The organism is Microtetraspora malaysiensis (assembly GCF_001528665.1).
In the GTDB taxonomy this organism is placed as follows: domain Bacteria; phylum Actinomycetota; class Actinomycetes; order Streptosporangiales; family Streptosporangiaceae; genus Microtetraspora_A; species Microtetraspora_A malaysiensis.
Genome location: NZ_BBYJ01000010.1, coordinates 138,720 through 162,616, shown reverse-complemented (window position 1 = coordinate 162,616; position 23,897 = coordinate 138,720). Strand labels below are relative to the sequence as shown.

The 23,897-nt window shown below is 71.8% G+C and carries 20 protein-coding genes; 9 read left to right on the top strand and 11 right to left on the bottom strand.

What is annotated here, in order from left to right; translation table 11 throughout:
- Complete coding sequence (locus AWQ71_RS14355) at nt 1–4,854, bottom strand: Lhr family helicase (protein ID WP_067132743.1); 4,854 nt, start codon at nt 4,852–4,854, stop codon at nt 1–3.
- A gap of 529 nt (nt 4,855–5,383) precedes the next feature.
- Here AWQ71_RS14355 and AWQ71_RS40160 point away from each other — a divergent pair.
- The 5 genes from AWQ71_RS40160 to AWQ71_RS14335 all read left to right on the top strand — a co-directional run bounded on the left by AWQ71_RS40160 (nt 5,384) and on the right by AWQ71_RS14335 (nt 9,009).
- On the top strand, nt 5,384–5,578 hold the full coding sequence (locus tag AWQ71_RS40160) for a DUF3046 domain-containing protein (protein WP_084258879.1): 195 nt from the start codon (nt 5,384–5,386) through the stop codon (nt 5,576–5,578).
- 111 nt (nt 5,579–5,689) lie between these two features.
- On the top strand, nt 5,690–6,136 hold the full coding sequence (locus AWQ71_RS14350) for an RrF2 family transcriptional regulator (protein ID WP_067132740.1): 447 nt from the start codon (nt 5,690–5,692) through the stop codon (nt 6,134–6,136).
- Nucleotides 6,137–6,216: 80 nt separating this feature from the next.
- A complete protein-coding gene (locus AWQ71_RS14345) occupies nt 6,217–7,398 on the top strand; it encodes a globin domain-containing protein (RefSeq protein ID WP_067132737.1) in 1,182 nt (393 codons plus the stop codon).
- Nucleotides 7,399–7,572: 174 nt separating this feature from the next.
- Nucleotides 7,573–7,971 (top strand): nuclear transport factor 2 family protein, encoded by a 399-nt coding sequence (locus AWQ71_RS14340; RefSeq protein ID WP_067132734.1) that lies wholly within the window; start codon nt 7,573–7,575, stop codon nt 7,969–7,971.
- A gap of 33 nt (nt 7,972–8,004) precedes the next feature.
- Complete coding sequence (locus tag AWQ71_RS14335; protein WP_067132731.1) at nt 8,005–9,009, top strand: zinc-dependent alcohol dehydrogenase family protein; 1,005 nt, start codon at nt 8,005–8,007, stop codon at nt 9,007–9,009.
- Here AWQ71_RS14335 and AWQ71_RS14330 read toward each other — a convergent pair.
- Nucleotides 8,971–9,306 carry a hypothetical protein gene (locus tag AWQ71_RS14330; RefSeq protein WP_067132729.1) on the bottom strand — a complete coding sequence of 112 codons (336 nt, stop codon included), beginning with the start codon at nt 9,304–9,306 and terminating at the stop codon, nt 8,971–8,973. The genes AWQ71_RS14335 and AWQ71_RS14330 overlap by 39 nt on opposite strands.
- A gap of 485 nt (nt 9,307–9,791) precedes the next feature.
- Here AWQ71_RS14330 and recA point away from each other — a divergent pair, with 485 nt between their 5' ends.
- From recA to rny, 3 genes are all read left to right on the top strand, one after another.
- Nucleotides 9,792–10,886: a recombinase RecA gene (gene recA, locus AWQ71_RS14325; RefSeq protein WP_067132726.1), complete on the top strand. Its 1,095-nt coding sequence runs from the start codon at nt 9,792–9,794 to the stop codon at nt 10,884–10,886.
- A gap of 8 nt (nt 10,887–10,894) precedes the next feature.
- A complete protein-coding gene (gene recX, locus AWQ71_RS43795; protein WP_369407199.1) occupies nt 10,895–11,872 on the top strand; it encodes a recombination regulator RecX in 978 nt (325 codons plus the stop codon).
- A 384-nt stretch (nt 11,873–12,256) separates the two neighbouring features.
- On the top strand, nt 12,257–13,879 hold the full coding sequence (rny, locus tag AWQ71_RS14315; RefSeq protein WP_067132720.1) for a ribonuclease Y: 1,623 nt from the start codon (nt 12,257–12,259) through the stop codon (nt 13,877–13,879).
- Here the strand turns inward: rny and AWQ71_RS44635 are convergent.
- The 7 genes from AWQ71_RS44635 to AWQ71_RS14285 all read right to left on the bottom strand — a co-directional run bounded on the left by AWQ71_RS44635 (nt 13,876) and on the right by AWQ71_RS14285 (nt 20,284).
- Complete coding sequence (locus AWQ71_RS44635; RefSeq protein WP_369407200.1) at nt 13,876–14,100, bottom strand: DUF2079 domain-containing protein; 225 nt, start codon at nt 14,098–14,100, stop codon at nt 13,876–13,878. The two genes, rny and AWQ71_RS44635, sit on opposite strands and share 4 nt — an antisense overlap.
- A complete protein-coding gene (locus AWQ71_RS14310; RefSeq protein ID WP_067132717.1) occupies nt 14,072–15,988 on the bottom strand; it encodes a S9 family peptidase in 1,917 nt (638 codons plus the stop codon). Before AWQ71_RS14310 ends, AWQ71_RS44635 begins: the two co-directional genes overlap by 29 nt.
- Before the next feature lie 93 nt (nt 15,989–16,081).
- Complete coding sequence (locus tag AWQ71_RS14305; RefSeq protein ID WP_067132714.1) at nt 16,082–16,819, bottom strand: type 2 periplasmic-binding domain-containing protein; 738 nt, start codon at nt 16,817–16,819, stop codon at nt 16,082–16,084.
- A 172-nt stretch (nt 16,820–16,991) separates the two neighbouring features.
- Nucleotides 16,992–17,861, bottom strand: coding sequence for an amino acid ABC transporter permease (locus AWQ71_RS14300; protein WP_067132711.1), 870 nt, complete (start codon nt 17,859–17,861; stop codon nt 16,992–16,994).
- Nucleotides 17,858–18,526 (bottom strand): amino acid ABC transporter permease, encoded by a 669-nt coding sequence (locus AWQ71_RS14295; RefSeq protein ID WP_067132708.1) that lies wholly within the window; start codon nt 18,524–18,526, stop codon nt 17,858–17,860. The genes AWQ71_RS14300 and AWQ71_RS14295 overlap by 4 nt, the downstream gene beginning before the upstream one ends.
- An 81-nt stretch (nt 18,527–18,607) precedes the next feature.
- Nucleotides 18,608–19,468: a glutamate ABC transporter substrate-binding protein gene (locus AWQ71_RS14290; protein WP_067132705.1), complete on the bottom strand. Its 861-nt coding sequence runs from the start codon at nt 19,466–19,468 to the stop codon at nt 18,608–18,610.
- A 60-nt stretch (nt 19,469–19,528) separates the two neighbouring features.
- On the bottom strand, nt 19,529–20,284 hold the full coding sequence (locus tag AWQ71_RS14285) for an amino acid ABC transporter ATP-binding protein (protein WP_067132701.1): 756 nt from the start codon (nt 20,282–20,284) through the stop codon (nt 19,529–19,531).
- Between the two features lie 212 nt (nt 20,285–20,496).
- Between AWQ71_RS14285 and AWQ71_RS14280 the strand changes: the two genes are divergently transcribed.
- Nucleotides 20,497–21,141, top strand: a complete 645-nt coding sequence (locus tag AWQ71_RS14280) for a hypothetical protein (protein ID WP_157570346.1) — start codon at nt 20,497–20,499, stop codon at nt 21,139–21,141.
- Nucleotides 21,142–21,150: 9 nt separating this feature from the next.
- On the opposite strand, the gene AWQ71_RS14275 is transcribed toward AWQ71_RS14280, so the two are convergent.
- Together AWQ71_RS14275 and AWQ71_RS14270 are read right to left on the bottom strand one after the other, a co-directional pair.
- Nucleotides 21,151–21,792 carry a response regulator transcription factor gene (locus AWQ71_RS14275; protein WP_174550706.1) on the bottom strand — a complete coding sequence of 214 codons (642 nt, stop codon included), beginning with the start codon at nt 21,790–21,792 and terminating at the stop codon, nt 21,151–21,153.
- Nucleotides 21,764–23,875, bottom strand: coding sequence for a sensor histidine kinase (locus tag AWQ71_RS14270; protein ID WP_067132695.1), 2,112 nt, complete (start codon nt 23,873–23,875; stop codon nt 21,764–21,766). Before AWQ71_RS14270 ends, AWQ71_RS14275 begins: the two co-directional genes overlap by 29 nt.
- Between the last annotated feature and the right edge of the window lie 22 nt (nt 23,876–23,897).

Here is a 23,897-nt window from a genome sequence, read left to right as displayed (position 1 = left end):
TCAGGCGCGGATGCGCAGGCCCTTGGGCGTCGGATGGAAGCCCGCCGCCTCCAGGGCCGCCGCCAGGGGCGAGTCGATGATCGCCGCCCCGTCGGCCCGCTCGACGGTGAGCTTGCCCAGCGCCCCGTCTCGCACCGCCTGGGCCAGCGCGTCGATCGCCGACTGGAGGTCGTCGCCGTCGAGGCCGCCCCCGGCTTCCCCGGAGCCGAAGGAGAGCAGCGTCTTGCCGCCGCGCTCCACGTAGAGCACGAGCCGCCCCTCGACCAGGACCACCAGCGCGCCCGCCTTGCGGCCCGGCTTGTGCGTGATCTCCCCGGGCCGGTCGGGCCAGGGCAGCGCCGCGCCGTACGGGTTGGCCGGATCGGCGGCGGCCAGCACGACCACACGCCGGGGTGCGCGCGGCGGCGGGGTCGTCCACAGGTCCTCCAACGCGGGCGCGCCGGCCGTGGACGACGCGGCGGAGCCGCCCGGGGACATGGCGCGCATCCGGTCCACCGCCCCGGGCAGCGCGAACTGCGCGCCGCCGAGCCCCTCGACGAAGTAGCCCCGGCGGCAGCGGCCGCTCTCCTCGAACGCCCGCAACACCTGGTAAACCGCGGAGAACCCGCCCGGCAGCCGTTCCGCGCCCACCGCGCCCCGCGTCAACACGCCGTGCCGTTCGAGCAGGATCTCGGCCTGCGCGTGCGCCCGCTGGGTGCCGTCGACGGCGGGAGCCGGCAGCGGCCACCATCGGCCGCTGACCGTCGGCGGCCCGCTGCGCGTCGGCAGCACCGCGCGCCGGGCACGGAGCGAACGGCTCGCCGGGGGCCGGTGCGCGGGCCGCCCGGAGCCGAGCGCCGCCCGCAACGGAGCCAGCGTGTCGCCGGTGACCCGTCCCGACCAGACCAGGTCCCACAGCGCCGCGGCCAGGGCCGGGTCGTCCGGAACGGCCTCGCCCGGCCCGGCCGCGCCGATCGCCAGGGACGCGACCCGGTTGGACAGCTCACGGAAGAAGAGTGCGCCGCCGCCGCTCAGCACGCTCAGGATGCTCTCGTGCAGCGGCGTCATCGTGATCTGGGCGGGCTCGGGGAGCAGCAGCGGAGCCGTGTCGGCGAAGTAGAGCGACACCCAGCCGTCGCCGCCCGGCAGAGACCCCTGGCCCGACCAGATGACGTCGCCGGACGCGGTCAGCTCGTCCAGGAGCGCGGGAGAGTAGCCCGGCACCCGCCCGGGCAGGATCAGCGTCTCCAGCGCCGAAGCGGGCACCGCCGCCCCTTGGAGCCGCTCGATCGCGTTGACCAGGTCGTCCATGGCCCGCGTGGGGCCGCCGCGCCGCCCTCCGTCGGCGCCGTGCTCGTGGGACGGCCGGGCGGGCGTGACGCCGTGCCAGGCGGGCAGGAACGTGGCCAGCGTCTCGGGCGGGACCGGCTCCACCTCCTTGCGGAGCCGGGCCAGCGACCTGCGGCGCAGCATCCGCAGCACCTCGGCGTCGCACCACTCCTCGCCGCGCCCGCCGGGGCGGAACTCGCCCGAGACGACCCGCCCGCTCGCGGCCAGGCGTCTCAGCGCGTCGCCGGCCACCGCGCCGCCGATCCCGAACCGGGCGGCGGCCGTGTCGGCGGGGAAAGGGCCGCGCGTGCGGGCATGTCGGGCGATCAGGTCGGCCAGCGGATCGGGCCGTGCGGTGGAACCGGGACCCGAGGCGGCGGCCGGGGCATCGAGGAACTCCTGCGGAACCCCGACGGGAAGCGGGGTGCCGAGGGCGTCGCGCAGCCGCCAGGCGTCCTCGATCGCGGCCCACTGCTCCTCGCCCGCCACCCGCACCCGGATGGCCCTGCGGGCCCGCTCCAGCTCGGTCAGCCAGGCGGGGTCGCCCTCGCGGATCGACACGTCCTGCGCGAGCAGCGGACCGTGGGTGCGGAGCAGGTCGGCCAGATCCTCGGGATCGCGGAGCGGCCGGTCCAGCCGGGCCAGCTCGCGCTCGACCTCGGCGATCACGTCGGGGTCGAGCAGCTCGCGCAGATCCGCCTGGCCGAGCAACTCGGCGAGCAGCGCGGTGTCGAGGGCCAGGGCCTGCGCGCGGCGCTCGGCGAGCGGCGCGTCGCCCTCGTACATGAACGCGCCGACGTAGTTGAACAGCAGCGACGCGGCGAACGGCGACGCCTGGGCGGTCTCGACCTCGACCAGCCGGACCCGCCGGGCCGCGATGTCGCGCATCAACCGGACCAGCCCGGGCACGTCGAAGACGTCCTGAAGGCATTCGCGCATGGTTTCCAGCACGACCGGGAACCCGGCGTACTTGCTCGCCACGGCCAGCAGGTGCGCGGCGCGCTGGCGTTGCTGCCACAGGGGCGTCCGCCGCCCCGGCGTACGGCGCGGCAGCAGCAGGGAGCGCCCGGCGCACTCACGGAAGCGGGCGGCGAACAGGGCCGAGCCGCCGAGCTCCTCGGTGACGATCTGCTCGATCTCGTCGGCGTCGAACGCCGCGACATCCGAGGGCGGCTCGTCGAGCGTGTCCGGGATGCGCAGCACGATGCCGTCGTCGGAGTGGATCGCCTGCACGTCGAGGCCGTACCGCTCGCGCAGCCGCCGCCCGATGGCGAGCGCCCACGGCGCGTGCACACGCGCCCCGTACGGCGAGTGGATCACCACCCGCCAGTCGCCCAGCTCGTCGTGGAAGCGCTCGACGAGCAGGGTGCGATCGTCCGGCACGTATCCGGTGGCCTCGCGCTGCTCGGCCAGGTAGGCCAGCAGGTTGCCGGTGGCGAACTCGTCCAGCCCGGCCTGGCTGACCCGGGCCGCGGCGGACGCCTCCGGCCGCCGGTCCTTTCCACCGGGCTTACGGCCGCCGTCGGCCGGGAGCCCCGCACCGGACAGCTCCCGGACGAACGCGCCGACGGCCCGGCCCAGCTCGGCGGGGCGGCCGGGGGCGTCACCGTGCCAGAACGGCAGCTTGCCCGGCTGTCCGGGGGCGGGGGAGACGAGCACGCGGTCGGCGGTGATGTCCTCGATCCGCCAGGACGTCGCGCCGAGCACGAAGACGTCGCCCACGCGGGACTCGTAGACCATCTCCTCGTCCAGCTCGCCGACCCGGGAGGCCCGCTCGCCGACGAGGAAGACACCGAAGAGCCCGCGGTCGGGGATCGTGCCGCCGTTGGTCACGGCCAGCCGCTGTGCGCCGGGCCGGCCGCGCAGGGTTCCGGTCACCCGGTCCCACACGATGCGCGGCCGCAGCTCGGCGAACTCCTCGCTGGGGTAGCGGCCCGCGAGCATGTCGAGCGTCGCCTCAAGGGCGCTCCGGGGCAGCGTCGCGTACGGCGCGGCCTGCTTGACGAGGGCCTCCAGCGAGTCCACCGTCCACTCGTCGAGCGCGGTCATCGCGACGATGTGCTGGGCCAGCACGTCGAGAGGGTTGCGCGGGTAGCGCAGCTCCTCGATCTGGCCGCTCTTCATGCGTTCGGCGACGACCGCCGTCTGGACGAGGTCGCCGCGGTATTTCGGGAAGATCACCCCGCGGGAGACGGCCCCGACCTGGTGCCCGGCGCGGCCGATGCGCTGCAGGCCGCTGGCCACGCTCGGAGGCGACTCCACGCACGCGACGAGATCGACCGACCCCATGTCGATGCCCAGCTCCAGGCTGGAGGTCGCGACGACGGCGGGCAGCCGCCCCGACTTCAGCGCCTCCTCGATCTGGGACCGCTCCTCCTTCGACACGGAGCCGTGGTGCGCGCGCACGATCTCGGCGGGCGCGCCGCGGGACGCCCCGGCCTGCGCCATCATCTCGTCCGGGGTGCCGAGAGAGCCGCGGGGGCGTGACCCGGCGGCGGTTTCGTCGTCGACCGTTCCGCCGCGACCCGGTGGCGGCGCGGATGGCCCCTGTCCCGGCGGAGACCCCGGACCGCCGGGCCGGCCCGGCCCCGCCGCCGGTTCGGCGGACGCGCGCTCGTCCGCCAGCTCGTTGAGGCGGGTGCAGAGCCGCTCCGAGAGGCGGCGCGAGTTCGCGAAGACGATCGTGGACCGGTGGGCCTCGATGAGGTCGAGCAGGTGCTCCTCCACGTGCGGCCAGATGCTCCGCCGGTGCTCGGCCGGCTCGCCGTCCATGCCGGGAGGAGGAGGCGCCAGCTCCGTCATGTCCTCGACCGGGACGACCACGTCGACCTCGATGACCTTCTCCGAGGGCGGCTGGACCACTGTGGCGGGGCGTGATCCGCCGAGGAAGGTCGCCACCTCGGACACCGGCCGTACGGTCGCGGACAGGCCGACGCGCTGCGCGGGACGGGGCAGCAGCGCGTCGAGCCGCTCCAGCGACAGCGCGAGGTGGGCCCCGCGCTTGGTGGCCGCGACCGCGTGCACCTCGTCGACGATGACCGTCTCCACCCCCCGCAGGGCTTCGCGCGCCTGCGAGGTGAGAATGAGGAACAGCGACTCGGGTGTGGTGATCAGGATGTCCGACGGGCGGGTCGCGAAGCGGCGCCGGTCCTCGGCGGACGTGTCACCCGATCGGATCGCCACGGAGATCTCCGGCGCGGGGAGGCCGAGCCTGCGGGCGGTCTGCCTGATCCCGGTGAGCGGCGCGCGCAGGTTCCGTTCGACGTCGACGGCCAACGCCTTGAGCGGGGAGACGTACACCACCCGGCACAGCCGTCCGGGCGCCTTGTCCGGCTCCGGTGTGGCACCGGCATGCTCGGTGGCGAGCCGGTCGAGCGACCACAGGAAGGCCGCCAGCGTCTTGCCCGAACCGGTCGGAGCGACGACCAGCGTGTTGTCGCCGCGCGCGATCGACGACCAGGCGCCCTCCTGCGCGGCCGTCGGCGCGGCGAAGGCGCCGGTGAACCACTCCCTGGTCACCGGCCCGAAGTGGTCGAGCACGTTCATCGGACACCCGCGGCGGCGTACGGGCCCGGCCCGTCGGGGCGAAGAGGAACCGCGGAACGGTCTCGCATGGTGGTCTCCAGGTTCTCCCGGCTCTCCGGTTTCAGCGTGGCTGTCGCATGGTCACGCACTGGGCCGACGGCCGGCTCGCGGCGGGCGCTCCGGGGCTTCTCCCAGGCTATGGCCATCTCTCGCGTAACGGCTCGCCGCTGCCCGGACCCGCGCATGCGCCGCGGCCGTTACGCCACCCCATCGACCTCTGGCGCAGCGTCGCAGTCGCCGAGCCTGCGCTGCCGCGGGCGGCGCGAAGAGGCCGGGGAGCACTCAACGTCGTCCTCCTCAACAGGGGGCGGCGAGGCGTCGCCGCGGGCGAGGGATGTCAGGTCGCCATCATGCCTGCGCCCTCCGACAAAAACGGATGCGATCTTCTCCGGCCGGCGGCGCCCCGCCTCGCTGCGCGCCGCCCCGTTCGGCGAGACGCACGGCTCTCCCGGCATTTGAGGCCACTCTGGCGCGGCAGCATACTTGGGGGATGCGCCTGACGGACTTCTGGAGTCGTATGCACCGCCACTTCGGCGAGGCGTACGCCGAATCGTGGGCGAAGGACTATGTCATCGCCGATCTCGACGGCAAGACCGTCGAGCAGGCCCTCGCCGACGGCGTGGCCGCCAAGCGGGTCTGGCGCGCCGTCTGCACGGTCGTCGACGTGGACCCCAAGCTTCGCTGATCAGGCGCCTAGCACCCACCTCACGCCCGGACGCGTCCGTGGCTCCCCATCCTGGTCGTATGTGGGGCCCCAAATTGGACCCTCAGATGCCGATTTGCTAGCTTTTATGACGTGCGGTTGACGAAGTTCACCGACCTCGCGCTCCGGGTGACCATGCGCTTGGCGGTGATAGACGGAGCGGAGGAGCTGCCCACCTCCAGGGAGGTGGCCGCTTCCGTGGCCGCGCCGTACACGCACGTCGCCAAGGTGGTCAGCCGGCTGCAGCACCTCGGCGTCCTGGAAACCCGGCGGGGGAGGGGAGGCGGTCTTGGGATCACCGGAGTCGGTCGCGACGCCTCCGTCGGCTGGCTGGTGCGCCAACTGGAGGGCGCCGATGACGTGGTCGGATGCGACGACGAGCCGCCCTGCCCGTTGCGAGGAGCGTGCCGCCTGCGCGGCGCGCTGCGTGACGCCCAGGAGGCGTTCTACTCCTCACTCGATCCGCTGACCGTACGCGATCTGGTCGGCGACTCCTCCAGGCCGATGCTCCTCCAGCTGCTCACCTCTCCACCCGCCTGACCCTCGTCCACACTCCTTTCCGGCTGCGGTGAACGGCGCGGCTGAAATTGGTATCTCAAAATCATGTTAAGGAGTTCGTCATGCTCTCAGCAGAATCGGCCGCCGTCGTCCGCGCGACCCTGCCCGCCGTCGGAGGGGCGATCAACGACATCACCCCGATCTTCTATCGCAAGATGTTCACCGCCCACCCGGAGCTGCTGCGCGACCTCTTCAACAGGGGCAACCAGGCCAACGGCGCACAGGGCCGGGCGCTGGCCGGTTCCATCGCCACCTTCGCGGTGGCGCTGCTGGAGCACCCGGACACCCGTCCCGAGCAGTTGCTCGAGCGCATCGCGCACAAGCACGCCTCGCTCGGCATCACCGCGGAGCAGTACGGCATCGTGCACCGCCACCTGTTCGCCGCGATCGCCGAGGTGCTCGGGGACGCGGTGACCCCGGAGGTGGCGGCGGCGTGGGACGAGGTCTACTGGCTGATGGCCGGCGCGCTGATCGCCCTGGAGGCGCGCCTGTACGCCGAGTCCGGCGTCGCCGACGGCGACGTGTGGCGGCCGTGGCGCGTGGTCGGGCGGGTCGAGGAGACCCCTGACGTCGCCACCTTCATGTTGCGGCCCGCCGACCGCGGCCCGACGCCGCCCTTCCGGCCCGGCCAGTACGTCTCGGTCCAGGTGGAGCTTCCGGACGGGGCGCGCCAGATCCGGCAGTACAGCCTGTCCTGCGCGCCGGGTGGCTCCGACCACTGGATCTCGGTCAAGCGGGTGGCGGGCGACCCCGAAGGCGAGGTCTCGAACTGGCTGCACGCGAACGTCCGCGAGGGGGACATCCTCCGCGTGAGCGCCCCCTTCGGCGACGTCGCCCTCGATGAGGGGGACTGCCCCCTGCTGCTCGCCTCCGCCGGCATCGGCGCCACCCCGATCATCAGCATGATGGCCCACCTCGCCGCGACCGCGACCACCCGGCCGGTGACCGTGGTGCACGGCGACCGCTCCCCGCTCACCCACCCCTTCCGCGGCGAGCTGGAACTGCTCAGCGAGAAGATCCCCCACGCCGTCACGCACGTCTGGTACGAGGAGCCGGGGGAGGGGTGGCCCGCCGAGCGTACGGGCCTGGTCGACCTGGGCGGCGTCGAGATCCTCGACGGCACCCGCGCCTACCTCTGCGGTCCTGTGCCGTTCATGCGCGCGGTGCGGACGCGCCTGCTCGACCTGGGCGTCCCCGCCGACCGCATCCACTACGAGATCTTCAGCCCGGACGAGGGCCTCTGACCCACGGACCATGAGCGTCGTCGACGGCTCCGCTTGATCAACAGGAAGACCTCCGGTGTGGTGGAGATGCCCGAGCTCCACGCCACACACGGAGGTCTTCGTGTGTTTGACGAGTAGAACAACCGGTCGATATACATATGCGTATACCGAACGTTCTATCTCCTTGGAGGCCGTATGTCCGAGCGCACCACCGCCGACGTGATCGACCGGTTCAACCAGGCTTTCGTCCACCACGACCCGTCCGTGCTCGCCGACCTGATCGGCGACGACTGCGTGATGGAGGCTGTTCAGCCGGCACCCGACGGCGACCGGTACGAAGGTCGCGAAGCCTGCCTGGCCTTCTGGCAGGCGCTCGCCGAGGACCGCACCACGCAGTTCGAGCCCGAGGAGGTGGTGGTCGCGGGCGACCGGGCGACGATCCGCTGGCGCTACCGCTTCGGCGACGGCCCCGCCGACTCGGTGCGCGGGGTGAACCTCATGCACGTGCGCCATGGCCAGATCATCGAGGCGCTCGGCTACAGCAAGACCGCCGGCGAAGTCCCGCTGGCCGCCGAGACTGGCCTGGACGGCTGAGCGCCGGGCGCCGGGAGCAGAAGGAACCCATTGATGCGGAGCTATCACCTCGACAGTGGCGCCGGGCTGGACGGCCTGTCGATCAGGAAGCATGAGGACCCCGTCCCCGGCCCGGGGCAGGTGCTGGTCGCCGTACGGGCCGCATCGCTGAGTTTCCGCGAGCTGATGGTGGTGCGCGGCGACTACGTTCTGCCGGTGAAGCCGGATGTGGTGCCGGTGTCGGACGGAGCCGGCGAGGTCGTGGCGCTCGGACCCGGCGTGAGCTCGGTGCGTGCCGGCGACCGAGTGACGGCCACGCTCTTCCCCAGCTGGCAGGACGGCCCGTTCGGGGTCGAGCACCTCGCGCAACTGGGCGGGTCTCTGGACGGCATGCTGACCGAACTCGCGCTGCTCGACGAGAAGGCCCTTGTGCCGATTCCCGCTCACCTCTCCTACCAGGAGGCCGCGACGCTTCCCTGCGCCGCGGTCACCGCCTGGAACGCCCTGACCGGCGACGGCGCCGGACTGCGCGCCGGTCAGACCGTCGTATTGCAGGGATCCGGCGGGGTGTCGCTGTTCGCGCTGCGTTTCGCCAAGGCTCTCGGAGCCCGGGTGATCGCCACGACGAGCGGCCCGGCGAAGGCGTCACGCCTGGCCGAGCTCGGCGCCGACGAGGTCGTCGACTACCGGGCCACACCCGACTGGCCCGGTGAGGTCCGTGAGCTGACCGGAGGGCGCGGCGCCGACCGCGTCGTCGACGTCGCCGGTCTGCTGGAACAGTCGCTGAAAGCGGTCGCGATGGCGGGCCATGTGGCCTGTGTGGGCTTCGTCTCCGGCACCGCGCGGCCGATCGACCCTCGGGCGCTGTTCGCCTCCGGCGCGACCCTGCGCGCCGTCGCGGTCGGCAGCCGGGCGCAGTTCCTCGAGATGAACCGCGTCATCGAGGCCAATGGGCTGCGTCCGGTCATCGACCGGGTGTTCGCCTTCGACGACGCCCCCGCCGCCTACCGGTACTACGCCTCAGGGGAGGCGTTCGGCAAGGTCGTCATCGCCATCTGAGCCATCCGGCCCCGGCCCGCCTCGGCCGGTACCGGAGAGCAGGTGCGTCACGGCGTCGGCCGTCTTTCCCGGGTCCTCGGCGCTCTCCTGGCCGTCGGGAGACCACAGGAACATCCAGCCGTCGATCGTCGGCGCGGCGAAGATGATCGTCTGGTTCCCGGTCTCGGGGTGCCACACCCACAGCACGGGGTCGTCTCCGCCCAGCATGCGACCGACGAGCCCGCGCTCGGGGAGCCGTCCGGCGAGTTCCTCCAGGTGCGTACGTCGCTGCGGTCCGTAGGTGCTGGTGCTCGTCACATGGCCGCCTTGAGGAGAGAACCGGCTTTCCCTCAGGATCGCCACAGGTCACCGGCCAGGCAACAGCGGTGACGGAATGCCCATGAATGTGACTTCGTGGTTGGGGTGGGGCGGCGGCGCGGCCCAGCGGCTGTCGGCGGGCATCGATGTGCGGCCAGGCGTGCGGGCCGTCTCCGTGCCCAGAGCCCTCGTCGGTGATGCCGCCCGGCCGCCCGAGGCCGTGCCGTACGGCATCAGCGGACGGCGCGCCCGACTCGCCGGACGTTCCCGATGTGATCGAACAGTCGTTCGGCTATATTTGAACCCGCCGCCGCAGGGTGTGCCGCGTCCGCCCGGCAGCCGCAGCCGCTTTCCGGGACTCCTCGGTGCTTCCCGGGGCGTTCGGCATCGGTTCCCGGGTGCCGGCCCGCGGAACTCCGGAAAATGTCGGTGGCACCCCGTAGCTTTCCGGTGACCAACAGACCACGACCCCCAGGGGGCACCCAATGGCAATCAACGACCGCGAGAAGGCCCTTGAGACCGCCCTCGCACAGATCGAGCGGCAGTTCGGCAAGGGCTCCGTCATGCGCCTCGGCGACGACGCGCGCGCACCGGTCGAGGTGATCCCCACCGGCGCGATCGCCCTCGACGTCGCTCTCGGCATCGGCGGCTTCCCGCGCGGTCGCATCGTCGAGGTCTACGGGCCGGAGTCCAGCGGTAAGACGACCGTCGCGCTCCACGCCGTGGCCAACGCGCAGCGGGCCGGCGGCATCGCCGCGTTCATCGACGCCGAGCACGCCCTCGACCCGGAGTACGCGAAGAAGCTCGGCGTCGACGTCGACGCGCTGCTCGTCTCCCAGCCGGACACCGGTGAGCAGGCCCTCGAGATCGCCGACATGCTGATCCGCTCCGGCGCGGTCGACATCATCGTCATCGACTCCGTCGCCGCCCTGGTGCCCAAGGCCGAGATCGAGGGCGAGATGGGCGACAGCCACGTCGGCCTCCAGGCCCGCCTGATGTCCCAGGCCCTGCGGAAGGTCGCCGGCGCGCTCAACCAGACCCGCACCACCGCCATCTTCATCAACCAGCTCCGCGAGAAGATCGGCGTCATGTTCGGCTCGCCCGAGACCACCACGGGTGGTAAGGCGCTGAAGTTCTACGCCTCGGTCCGGCTGGACGTCCGGCGCATCGAGACGCTCAAGGACGGCACCGAGCCGGTCGGCAACCGCACCCGCGTGAAGGTCGTCAAGAACAAGATGGCGCCGCCCTTCCGCCAGGCCGACTTCGACATCCTGTACGGGATGGGCATCTCCCGTGAGGGCGGCCTCATCGACATGGGCGTCGAGCACGGCTTCGTGCGCAAGGCCGGCGCCTGGTACACCTACGAGGGCGATCAGCTCGGCCAGGGCAAGGAGAACGCCCGCAACTTCCTGAAGAACAACCCCGACATCGCCAACGAGATCGAGAAGAAGATCAAGGAGAAGCTCGGGGTCGGGCCGCGCCTGGACGCCGCCGAGGCGCCCGCTCCCGCTCCGGCGGCAACGGCTCCCTCCGGCGGACGCGGATCCAAGGCGGCCACGCCCAAACCGGGTGATGTCTGAGCACGGCCGTGAGGCGTGACGAGTCTCCCGGCTCCGCCGACGAGCCGTGGCCGGGAGACGCCGAGTCCGGGCCTCCGGCGTCGGGTGTCCCCTCGCTGGAGGCACTTCGGGAGGAGATCCGGGTGCGCGAGCGCGGGTTCCGCTCGGAGGGCGCGGCCCCGGGGGAGCGACCTCGTCGTTCCTCGCGCGGTGCGGATCGCGCCGCCGCCTTCGAGGGCGCGGACGCCTTCGACGGTGCGGGGGCTCGCGACCGCTGGACTCCAGACGGCCAGGCCGGAGCTCCTCACCTCGGGAGCCTTTTCGCCGACGGCGACTCTCCAGAGGAACGAGGCCCTGAGCGGAAGCGTCGCTCCCGCCGTGGGCGCGGTGCATTCGACGGCGGGGATCTCTTCGGGGAGTCCGGGCCTGAGGGCGAGCGTCGTTCTCGCCGTGGGCGCGGTGCTGCCCGTGGTGAGGAGTTCTCCGCGGAGCACGGGCCGTCCGCCGACCCGGAGGCCGTGGCCAGGGCGATCTGCCTTCGGCTGCTCACCATGGCGCCGAAGACCAGGGCCCAGCTCGCCGAAGCCCTGCGAAAGCGGGAAGTGCCCGAGGAAGCCGCGCAGGCCGTGCTTGAGCGCTTCTCCGAAGTGGGGCTCATCGACGACCAGGCGTTCGCGGCGGCATGGGTCAGCTCCCGGCATGCCGGGCGCGGTCTCGCACGGCGGGCGCTCGCACAGGAGCTGCGCCACCGGGGAGTGGACGAGGACACGGTCAACGAAGCCGTCGACCAGCTCGACTCCGAACAGGAGGTGGAGACGGCGCGCAGGCTGGTCGCCCGCAAGCTTTCGGGCACGCGCGGCCTCAACCCGCAGACCCGTACGCGCCGGCTCGTCGGGATGCTCGCCCGCAAGGGGTACGGTCCCGGGCTCGCCTTCCGGGTCGTCCGCGAGGCGCTGGAAGGCGAGGGCAGCGAGGTCGACGACTTCTTCGACGGCGACCTGCGGTGACGGTGCGGTAGGGCGATGCGCCGGCGACTCGCGCTGAGGGCGTGTCGGGCGGGCTGACCGGGCCCTCGCCGCGCGCCGGACCCGGAGGCCGGACCGGTTCTGACGCCGGATCTGACCGGGGGAAGCGATTTGACGCCACTCCTTTGCTTGCCCGTTACCTCGCTGACGCTTAATCTCGACCGCAGTGAGGAGTTACTCCGCAGTGCGGATTGCCATATCGGTGGATGACAGAACGAGAGATATCGACCGGCTTGCCGGATATGACGGCAGCCCCCAGGGCTGCCGGATTTCACGACGTTCCGTTGACGTCGCCGAGCTCTGCCGTGCTGTGCGCGTTACCCCCTCGCTAGCTCGAAGTTGCGACGCGAGGAGGGGTGAGCGCGCATGAATTCGATCGTGATCGTTCTGGCGCTGGCGGTGGTGCTGCTGACGCTCGTAGCGATCGCCGCGCTCGTCATGGTGGTGCGCCACACCGGAGTCTCCCGGCGTAAAGGCCCTTCCCCTGAGCAAGTCGCCGCGGCCGAGGCCGAGGTGAACGAGGAGCTTGAGCAGGCGAGGCGTCAGGCGGAGGAGATCCGGGGGCAGGCGGAGAGAGACGCGGGCGAGATCGTCAAGAGGTCCGAGTCCGTCGCCGAGAGCGCCGCGCTGATGCGCAAGGAAGTCGAGGAGGAGGGGCGGCTCCTCAAAAGCGAGGTCAAAGAGCTACGCTCCGATCTTGAACGCCGGGAGAGCCGCCTGGTCGAGCGGGAGCAACGGCTCGACGAGGAGGCGCGCAGGCAGGCCGATCGGGCGCGCAAGCTGGCCGAGACCGAGACCGAGCTGGCCGATCGACGGGTCGAGCTCGACCAGGTCGCCGACAACCGGAAAAAGATCCTGGAGCGAGTGGCGGGACTCACCGCCGAGCAGGCCAAGAGCGAGCTGGTCAAAGAGATCGAGAACCAGGCCAAACGCGAGGCCGCCCTGATCGTCCGCGAGATCGAGAGCGAAGCGCGCAAAGAGGGCGAGAAACGCGCCTGCAAGATCGTGACGCTGGCGGTTCAGCGGGTCGCCACCGAACAGACCACGGAGTCCGTGGTCAGCGTGCTGCACCTGCCCGGCGACGACATGAAGGGCCGCATCATCGGGCGCGAGGGCCGCAACATCAGGGCGTTCGAGTCCACGACCGGGGTCAACCTGATCATCGACGATACGCCCGAGGCGGTGCTTCTCTCCTGTTTCGACCCGGTCCGGCGGGAGACCGCCCGGCTGACGCTGGATCGGCTCGTCCTCGACGGCCGCATCCATCCGCAGCGCATCGAGGAGGCGTACGAGCGCAGCAAGGCCGAGGTGCGTGACCTGTGCGTGCGAGCGGGTGAGGACGCCCTGGTCGAGCTCGGCATCACCGAGATGCATCCCGAGCTGATCACGCTGCTCGGCCAGCTCCGCTACCGGACGTCGTACGGGCAGAACGTGCTCAAGCACCTGATCGAGTCCGCGCACATCGCCGGGATCATGGCCTCTGAGCTGCGGATCGACCGCGACCTGGTGAAGCGCTGCGCCCTGCTGCACGACATCGGCAAGGCGCTGACCCACGAGGTCGAGGGCAGCCACGCCCTGATCGGCGCGGAGATCGCCCGTCGGTACGGCGAGCACGAGGACGTCGTCCACGCCATCGAGGCGCACCACAACGAGGTCGAGGTACGCACGGTCGAGGCGGTGCTCACCCAGGCGGCCGACGCGATCAGCGGCAGCCGCCCCGGGGCCCGGCGCGAGTCGCTTGAGGCGTACGTGAAGCGGCTGGAGCGGCTGGAGGAGATCGCCCAGTCGTACGACGGCGTGGAGAAGGTGTTCGCGATGCAGGCCGGGCGCGAGATCCGGGTCATGGTCCGCCCCGACGCCGTGGACGACATCCAAGCCCAGGTCATCGCCCGCGATGTCGCCAAGCAGGTGGAGGAGGAGCTGATTTACCCCGGTCAGATCCGTATCACCGTCGTCCGCGAGTCCCGCGCCACCGAGTTCGCTCGCTAGCGGGGTGTCCACGGGCCTTGGCCGGGTCCGCCGAGCCGCCGCCGCGAGAGCAGCCACAGCGGCGGGATCGCCGCGGCCAGCAGCACCCCTTGGAGGGCGAGCAGGGTTTCCGGCCCGTCGTGCAGCCAGTAGAACGGCGCGAGCGAGGCCAGGATGGGCGACCAGTGGTCGCCGAGGACCGAGAAATCCGGATCAGGCCATCGCGGTGAAGATCTGCAGATAGAAGGAGAGCTCCGCGGCCAGGGCGGTGGCCTTGGTCTCCTGGCGGCGGAAACCGTGGGACTCGCCTTCGAAGGTGAGATAGGTGCAGGGCACGCCGCGCGCCGACATCGTGTCGGCGAACGCCTCCGACTGGGCGGGCGGCACCACCGGGTCGGCCAGCCCCTGCATCAGCAGCATCGGGCAGCCGATCTCGCCCGCCCTGGCCAGCGGCTCGCGGGAGCCGTACAGCGCCTCGGGGCCGACCAGCCAGTCGATGTAGCGGGACTCGAAGTCGTGCGTGACGGCGACGAGCGGGGCGAGGGCGCTGACCCCGGCGATCGACACGCCTCCGGCGAAGACGTCGGAGGCGCAGCAGGCCGCCATCACGGTCCAGCCGCCCGCGCTGCCGCCCCTGATCGCGATGCGCGCCGGGTCGGCCAGGTTCGCCGCCGCGAGCCACCGCGCCGCCGCGACGGCGTCCTCGACGTCGATGATCCCCCACTGCCCGCGCAGCCGCTCCCGGTAGGCGCGGCCGTACCCGGTCGAACCGCCGTAGTTGAGGTCGAGCACGCCGATGCCGCGGCTGGTGAAGAACGCCTTCTCCAGGCTGAGCTCGGTCGTCGCGTGCCCGGTCGGACCGCCGTGCACGAACACGACGTATGGCGCGGCGGTCGACTCGGCCGCGCCGGGACCGGAGGGCGGGTACAGGAACGCGTGGACGGAGCGGCCGTCGCCGCTCGTGATCTCGACGGCGCGTGGCGTCGGGAGGTAGGCGGCGTCGGGCAGTTCGGCGATGTCGCCGCACAGCAGTTCGACCCGGCCGCTGCCGGCGGCGATCCGGACGACCGCCCTGGGCAGGCCCGGGCCGTACGCGATGCCGGCGATGGTGCGCCCGTCGCAGGCCAGCGCGGGGAGCCAGCCGGTGTAGGGGACCTCGACGTCGGAGAGCGTCCCGGCGGCCGGGTCGAGGATGCCGAGCCGCAGGTCGCCGCGCCCGTGCAGCACCGCGATCCGGCCGTCGCCCAACGGCTGGTACGGCCGGCCGCCGAGCTGCCAGAGCGGTCCGGCGAACTCTTCCTCGGCCGGGTGGAGCGCCCGGCGCGCGCCGCCGAGGAGGTCGGACTGGCAGAGGTTCCACCAGCCCGAACGGTCCGAGACGAAGTAGAGGGTGCGGTCGTCGCGCCAGCACGGGGCGAGCACGGACTCGTCGGTGCCGCCCGCGATCGCCACGGTGTGCCCGTCGGAGATCCGGGTCACCCGCAGCTCGGTGCCGGTCCACGGCATGGCCGGGTGGTCCCAGCAGATGTAGGCGAGGTGCCGCCCATCGGGGGAGAGCGTGGGGAAGGCGTAGAAGTCGCTTCCGCTCACCCGCTCGACGATCCCGTCCGTCCGGCCCTCGTGCGCCGCCGCCAGGGACGCCGTCGCGAGAGATAGGGAGACGATGGAGCGGCTGACCGCCCCGTCGTCGTGGTGGCCTTCGCGTACGCACCACAACTCGGGGCCGTCGGGGCTCTCGTGGACGAGCAGGTCGGCGTAGCGCAGCCCGCCGGGACGGTCGGGCTCCGGCGTGAGCGGCCACGGATCGGTCTCGGCGGCGGCGAGATAGAGCCGCTGGTCGGCGTGGTCGGCGAAGACGATGCCCCGCCCCGGCACGACGGCGTAGGAACGCCCGCCGTACTCGTGGACGCGGGTGCGCGCGTCCCAGGGGGCGGGGAGCAGTTCGTGCAGGATCCCTTCGGCGTCACGGTGGACGACCGTGCGCCGCCCGCCCTCCGCCGGCCGGTCCTCCTCCCACCACAGCTGGTCGCCCAGCACGGTGGGGAAGCCGAGTGACAGCCCCGACCGGGCGACGTCGGTGGTCGAGATCGGCGATGGCCAGGCGCCGTGCGGCATGGGCTCGGGGGACATGCCTCCCATCCTGGCGGAAGGAAGGGCGCCGTGTCCGCTCACCCCCTCCAGACACAGGAGCACAGGCAGCACCACGTCCGGGAACGGCGAGCGCTATCGCGGGTCGAGAGCGGGAGGGGTGGTGTAACGGGCGGCGAGCACGCCGAGATGGCCGATCACCGCCCGCTGCCAGGCGCCGTCGTCGAACATCTGCCGCAGGGCGGCGTCGATCTCCTCCCGTGTCTCCTCCGCGTCGGCGCGGATGCCGTACCGGTGGACGGCGAGCGAACGGCCGCAGAGCCGGAACCTGCCGGGGTACTGCGCGTCGAGCCCCACCAGGACCGGCGCGTCGGCCACGATGGCGTCGACCGTTCCCTTCGCCAGCAGCGGAGCGCACGCGGCGGGCACGTTCGCCACGGCGAGGAACGCGGCCTTCCACGCCGCCCCCAGCTTGCGGACCAGCGGAGCCGCGTCCGCGGGGGTGCCGCACACGCGTCTGTCCCGCAGGTCCTTCGGGCCGGCGATGGTCAGGTCCCGCGCGCGTACGAGGAGGTCGGAGCCGGTCACGAGGTACGGCCCGGCGGCGTCGGGGGTGTCGGTCGCGCCGACGACGATGTCGGCCTGGTCCAGGTCGCCGGTGTAGACGGTCTGCCGGTCGCTGTAGCCGAGTTCGCGGGCCACGTACTGGGCGACCGCGATGTCGAAGCCGGTGTAGCCGCCGTCAGGGAGCCGGACGACCAGCCCGGGGTAGCCGACGCGCACGCCGATGACGAGGACGCCGCCCCTGCCGCACGCGGTGAGGGAGGCGACCGTCACCGAAAGGCCCAGGAACAGGGCCGCGACACGCCGCACGAGCCCAAGGATCCGGGCGGGCCCGGCGCGAGGCCAAGCAGCGACACGACAAGGAACCGGAAAGAATCCGGCCCGCTGTTCCACGGCGCGTGCCACGGAGATGAAGCGCGACCCCACGGCCGCTCGATCGCGACAGCCGAGCTTCCCGCGCGGATCGCCCGACCGGCGACGATCAGGCGGGAATGCCGGCTCCGGTGTCTACGGGCGGGGTGATCGGCTGCGCGGCCGTACGGTTGCTGTGCCTCGTGCGCCGCTCCAGCCAGTTCGCGAGCGCGCTGAGCGACATGTTGAGCGCGATGTAGATGACGCCGATGACGATCGCGGCCGGGATGAGCGACCCGAAGTACACCGCCGGGATGAGCTTGAAGCCCATGTTCAGCAGGTCCACGTACGCGATGATGTAGCCGAGCGCCGTGTCCTTGAGCAGCACGACGAGCTGGCTCACGATGGCCGGCATCATGGCGGTGACCGCCTGGGGGAGCAGGACCAGCCGCATCATCTGACTCTTGCGCAACCCGATCGCCTGCGCGGCCTCGGCCTGCCCGGTCGGCACGGCGCGGACCCCGGCCCGGACGATCTCGGCCAGCACGGACCCGTTGTACAGCGTGAGCCCGGCCACCAGCGCGATCAGCGTGTAGTCGCCGCCGCCGAACACGCTCGGCGCGAGGAAGAACAGGAAGAAGATCAGCAGCAGCAGCGGGATCGCGCGGAACGTCTCGACGACCGCGCCCGCGACGCCCCGGACCCATCGGTGGTCGGAGAGTCGGGCCAGGCCGAAGATCGCGCCGAAGACGAGCGCGCAGACCGCGCTGATACCGGCCGCCTTCAGCGTGCCGAGCAGTCCGGGGATGATGTACTCGGTCCAGGTGGAGACGTCGAGGAAGGGCTTCCAGATCTCGCCCTCCCACTGCCCCTTGGCGTCGAACCTGGCGTAGACGTAGTACGCGGCGGCGGCCAGGACGACCACGGACAGCAGGGTCAGGACGTTGTTGCGCAACCGTCCGCGCGGGCCTGGCGCGTCGAAGAGGATGTTCGTGCTCATCGGGCCACCGCCAGCTTCGACGCCAGGCGGCTGGTGACGAACCCGACCGGCAGGGTGACGGCCATGAAGGCGACGACCAGCCCGAGGAAGATGGGGATCGACACGCCCGTGTCGTCGAAGGTGTCCCTCATGCGGAAGGCCGATTCCATCAGGTAGCCTCCGGCGATCGCCACGGTGGTGTTCTTGATCATCGCGATCATCACGCTGCCCAGCGGCGCGACGACCGTCCGGAACGCCTGCGGCAGGATGATCAGCCGCAGGGACTGCAGGAACGTCAGCCCGATGGCGCGCGCCGCCTCGGCCTGCCCGAGCGGCACCGTGTTGATGCCCGCGCGCAGTGCCTCGCAGACGAAGGTCGCGGTGTACGCGGACAGCCCGAAGACCACCAGCCAGAAGCTGTTGGTGCTCGGGGTTTCGGAGAAGGTCAACCCGATGGTGTCGCTGAGACCAAGCGAGGAGAAGGCCAGCACCAGCGTCAGCGGCGTGTTGCGCACGACGTTGACGTACAGCGTTCCGGCGGCACGCAGAACCGGGGTCGGCGCGACCCGCGCCGCCACCAGGACCGTGCCGAGGACCAGCGCCAGGGCCCCGCAGATCAGGGAGAGCTTGACGTTCTCCAGAAAGCCGGCCAGCAGGTCCGGCGCGTATTTGATCAGATCGTCCATCGTGCTCCACCGGTGATGGAGGCCGCCGCCGGCCGGGGAACCGGCTCGGCGGCGGCCGTGTCAGGTGTCCTCAGGACACGGTCAGGCGCAGGGCTCGAACGTCGGAGCAGCGGTGGGGGCCTTGAGCCCCTGTGCCTGGCCGAACCACTTGGTGAAGAGCTGTTCCGCGGTGCCGTCCTGGTACATCTTGGTGATGGCGGCGTTGACGGCTTCGCAGGTCTTCGTGTCGCCCTTCTTCAGGCCGACGCCGTACTTCTCGTCGGTGAACGGCTGGCCGAGGATCTTGAACTTGCCCGGGGCCTGGCCGGCGAACCCGGCGAGGATCAGGTCGTCGGTCGTGACGGCGTCGAGGTTGTTACCGCCGAGCTTGCTCACGCACTCGGAGTAGGTCGCCGCGCCGACGAGCTGGGCGTCGAGGTTGAGCTCGCCGTCCGGCGGCGGGTCGGTGATCCGCTTGTAGGAGTTGGAGCCCGCGGCCTGGCAGATCCGCTTGCCCTTCAGGTCGGTCGGCTTGGTGATCGCGCTGTCGTCGCTGCGGACCATGACGTCCTGGTGGGCCACGATGTACGGCCCGCCGAAGGTCACCTTCTCCTTGCGGCTGTCGGTGATGGAGTAGGACGCGAAGATGATGTCCACGGTGCCGTTGGCGAGGAACGCCTCGCGGTTGGACGACGCGGACTCCTTCCACGTGATGTCCACGTCCTTGCCGCCGGCGAGCTCCTTGACGACGTACTTGGCGACGTCGACGTCGAAGCCCTCGGGCTCGGAGCCCTTCTTCAGGCCCAGGCCGGGCTGGTCCCACTTGGTGCCGAGGACCACCTTCTGTGATTTCTCCAGCTTCTCGGCGACGCTGGAGTAGCTCTCGTCGCCCCCGCCGCAGGCCGACAGGCTCGCGGCTGTGGCGGCGACGGCGAGAGCCGCCCAGATTCGACGTGCTCGCATAACTGCCACCTTCTTCTTCCGTGCGCTGAGCCGGGTCGCGGCTCGGGGAGGATCGCCTGATCAGTGCGTGAGGATCTTGGAAAGGAAGTCCCTGGCCCGGTCGGAGCGCGGACTGTCGAAGAACTCGTCGGGCGCGCCCTCTTCGACGACCTCACCGCCCGCCATGAAGACGACGCGGTTGGCGGCCCGGCGGGCGAAGCCCATCTCGTGGGTGACGACCATCATGGTCATGCCGTCACGGGCCAGGCCGGTCATGACGTCGAGCACCTCCTGCACCATCTCGGGGTCCAGTGCGGAGGTGGGCTCGTCGAAGAGGATCATCTTGGGGTCCATGGCCAGCGCACGGGCGATGGCGGTGCGCTGCTGCTGGCCTCCGGAGAGCTGGGCCGGATATTTCGCGGCCTGCGAGGCGATGCCGACCCGCTCAAGCAGCTCCATGCCGCGCTTCTCGGCCGCCTCCTTGGAGACCTTGCGGACCTTTATCGGCCCGAGGGTGACGTTCTCCAGGATCGTCTTGTGCGAGAAGAGGTTGAAGGACTGGAACACCATCCCGACGTCGGAACGGAACCGGGCCAACGCCTTCCCCTCTGCGGGAAGCTCCTGACCGTCGAAGGTGATCGTGCCCGAGTCGATGGTCTCCAGGCGGTTCACCAGACGGCACAGGGTGGACTTGCCGCCGCCGGACGGCCCGATGACCACGACGACCTCGCCGCGCGCGACGTTCAGGTCGATGTCTTTGAGCACATGAAGTGCGCCGAAGCTCTTGTTGACGCCTCTCAGGCTGACAAGCGTGCGGGGGTCACCAGGCTCGGTCATGGTCAACAACGTAGGGGCGTCGACGTCGCCGTGTCACTAGGTCACGGTACCGATCAGATCACAGGCTGCCTACGTGCTCGCATCAGGCCATTTCTCCCGCATTCCCCGGGACGGTGGCACATCCGTCCTGGGACGGCGGGCCGCTTGGCTGGGTTCGTAGTGATACGTCCAGAGCGGCCGAGAGCGGCCCGGGGAGAAGCGGTGAGTCATCGATGCTGAAAGATTCCGATCTGTTCCGAAGGAATGTCGCGGGGATCGCCATGCTGGCCTGGCCGGTGCTGGAGTTCCTGGCCTTCCTCACCTCGCCGCCGGGCACGGACCACACCCCGGCGGTCTTCGCGAGCCGGCCGGTGCAGGTCCAGGCGAGCGCGCTGCTGTTCCAGTGGGCCGCCATGGCCCTGATCCCCGCGATACTCGGGCTCGCGCACCTGCTGCGCGGACGCATGCCGCGCACCGGCAATGTGGGCGCCGCGATCGGGCTGACCGGAGCCGCGAGCGCGGTCGCCCTCTTCGTCACCGATTTCTACGACCTCGCGCTGGCCCAGACCATGCCGGCCGAGCAGGCCGTACGGGTGACCGAGGCCGCCGGCGCGCTCGGCGGCTTCGTGTACGGCATGCTGCTTCCGGGGTTTCTCGCCCACGTCGGCGTGCTCACGCTCATGACGGGCCTGGCCCTCGCCAAGGCCGGGCCGTGGTGGCTGCCCCCGGCGACGCTCATGGGGATCGTGGGACCGTTCCTGACCATGGGCCAGACGCCGGCCGTCCAGTCGATCGGAGCGCTGTTCCAGCTCGCCGCGTTCGGTTGGGTCGGGGTGCGCGTGCTGCGCATGCCCGTGGCGGGCTGGGCGGCCGCCTGATCCCGATCCTCAACCACCGAGACCGGACTCCCTGGCGCGGATGATCGCCTCGGCCCGGTCGGCCGCCCGCAGCTTCGCCAGGATGCTCGACACGTGGTTGCGCACGGTCTTCTGGCTCAGGCCGAGCCGCGCGGCGATCTGCGGGTTGGTCAGGTGGGAGGCGAGCAGCTCCAGGATCTCCCGTTCCCGCCGGGTCAGCTCGGGGAAGACCTCTTTCTCGCCGGACCCCCGGGAGAAGTAGTCCGTCAGCCGTACGGCCAGGGCGGCGCCGAAGATGGCCTCGCCCTCGGCCACCGCCTGGATCGAGCGGACCAGCTCGGCCCGCCGCGCCCCCTTCAGCACGTAGCCCCTCGCCCCGGCGCGTACGGCGGCGAGCACCGAGTCGTCGTCGTCCGACATGCTGAGGACGAGGACCCTGACGTGGGGGTGGTCCCGCACGATCCGCTCGGTGGCCGCGACGCCGCCCATGCCGGGCATCGCCAGGTCCATCAGGACGACGTCGGGTTGCACCCTCGTGACGAGGGCCAGCGCCTGCTCGCCGCTGGCCGCCTCGTCCGCCACCTCCACGCCCTCGGTGGACCGGAGCAGCGCGCGCAGCCCGGCACGGAATGCGGCGTGGTCGTCAACGAGCAGCACGCGGATCGGGTTCATCGGGTTCCGGCTCTCCTTCCGTCGTCTCCCGGCTCTCCGGGGGAGTCTCTCGATCGGCGCCGAGAGGCAGTTCGGCGAGCACCCGGGTGCCGCCCTCGGCCCGCGGCTCGACCAGGCACGACCCGCCGAGCTCGGCCGCCCGCTCGCCCATCGACGCCGTCCCCACGCCCGCGCCCACCCCCCTCGAAGCCGGGTCGGCGTCCGGGCCCGCCGGGTCGGGTCCGTCGTCGGTGACCTCCAGGCGCAGGCGTCCGCCGGCCGCGGACAGGCGGACCAGGGCGCGCGTGGCCCCGGAGTGCCCGCGCACGTTGGCCAGCGCCTCCACCGCGATCCGGTACGCGGCGACCTCCACCGCCGCGGGCAGCGCGGGCAGCTCTCCCGCGCACTCCACCCGCACGTCCAGCCGCGCCCGCGCGCTCCTCGGGAGGTCCGCGACGTGTGAGCGGATCGCGCCGAGCAGGCCGAGGGTGTCCAGCGCGGGCGGGCGCAGCCCCTCCACCAACGCGCGCACGTCGTTCATGGCCGCCTGGGCGTCGGTCATGATCTCTTCCAGCATGGCTTTCGCCGTCTCGTCCTCGACCATGTCCTGCAGGGCCTCCGCCCGCATGGTGAGCGCCGCGAGCGTGGGACCGAGGCCGTCGTGCAGGTCCCTGCGGAGCCGGCGGCGCTCCTCCTCCCGGGCGACGACCAGGCGCTCGCGCGACCTCCGGAGGTCGGCGGACAGCCGTACGGAGTGGACGGCGACGCCCGTCTGCCTGGCCAGGTCGGCGAGGACGCGCCGGTCCTTCGGCCCGAACCCGCTCTCGCCCGGCCGCGGGGACAGGACGAGCTCCCCGACGGGCTCGTTGTGGTAGACCAGCGGCAGCCGTACGGGATCGGGGGCGGGCACGCCGTGCGCGTGGGACGGGCCGCCGGCCGCCTCGACCGCGACGTGCGGCAGCCGTAGCGCCTCGGCCACGGATCGGGCCACCGCCGCCAGCACGGCGGAGGGCTCCGCCGTCTCCTCCAGCCGCCGGCCCAGCAGCGCCAGGGCGGCGTACGGATCGTCGCGCCTGCCGTACATGAGCAGGTTGATCCAGCGTTGGACGCGGTCGCGCAGCGGGGCGAAGACCAGCGCCACCACTCCGGCGGCCACGATCGAGACCGGCAGCGCGCCCTCGGAGTCGAAGATCGCGCCGAGGTAGCCGACCGTCGCGACGTATCCGCCGACGACGCATCCGGAGAGCAGGAGGTAGACGAACGTCCGGTTGATGACGAAGTCGATGTCGAGCAGCCGATGCTGGAGCACGGCCACGCCGACCGCGACCGGCAGGAGGGCGCCGCCCAGCGTCCCCGCGAGTTCCCAGAACGTGTCGGTCGCCGGCCAGACGACCTCCGGCACGTCGTCGGTGAGCCCGGCGACCAGGCGGGCGGCGATGATCAGACCGGCCAGCCCGGTCGCGTACGCCAGCCATTTGACCTGGTCGCGCTCTCGCCGCCCGCCGTGCCGGGACCGGCGGACGAGGTCCGCCGCGCCGACGACGAACAGCACGCCCGAGAGGACCGTCGTCACCGGGTCGGCGATCCGGGAGAGATCCGCGAGAGCGGGCACGCCGAGCGGGTTGACCACCGCGGTGCCGAGCCCGGCCTGGTCGTTGGGCCCCGGCCGTACGGCGCTCAGCGCCATCGCCGCCACGCAGATCACGCCCACCGCGCCCAGCAACGGCCGCCAGCGCGGCGAGGGGAGCCGCCCGGCGGGAAAGAAGAGGGGGACCGAGGCGAGTGAGACGTTCGCCGGGATCCACAGCCAGGTCTGCGGCCAGGCCGCCGCCTCGGCCAGCGGAGCCCCGGCGGAACGCGCGAAGATCGCATACTGGCCGAAGGCGTCGAGCAGGGCGAAGGACAGGCCGCCGGTCGCCATGACGAGGCCGATCGCGTTGCCGGGCCGCCGTACGCCGATCAGCCCGCCCACGCCCCCGAAGGCGGCCACGAAGAGCAGGTGGCTCTGGGAGAGCGGCTCCGCCTCGTTGCGCACGCTGAGCAGGAGCGCGGCGACGACCAGCAGGAGCGTGGCCGCGCACACGATCCATGCCGCACGCCGCACCGTGACCTCCCTGATCGCCTGG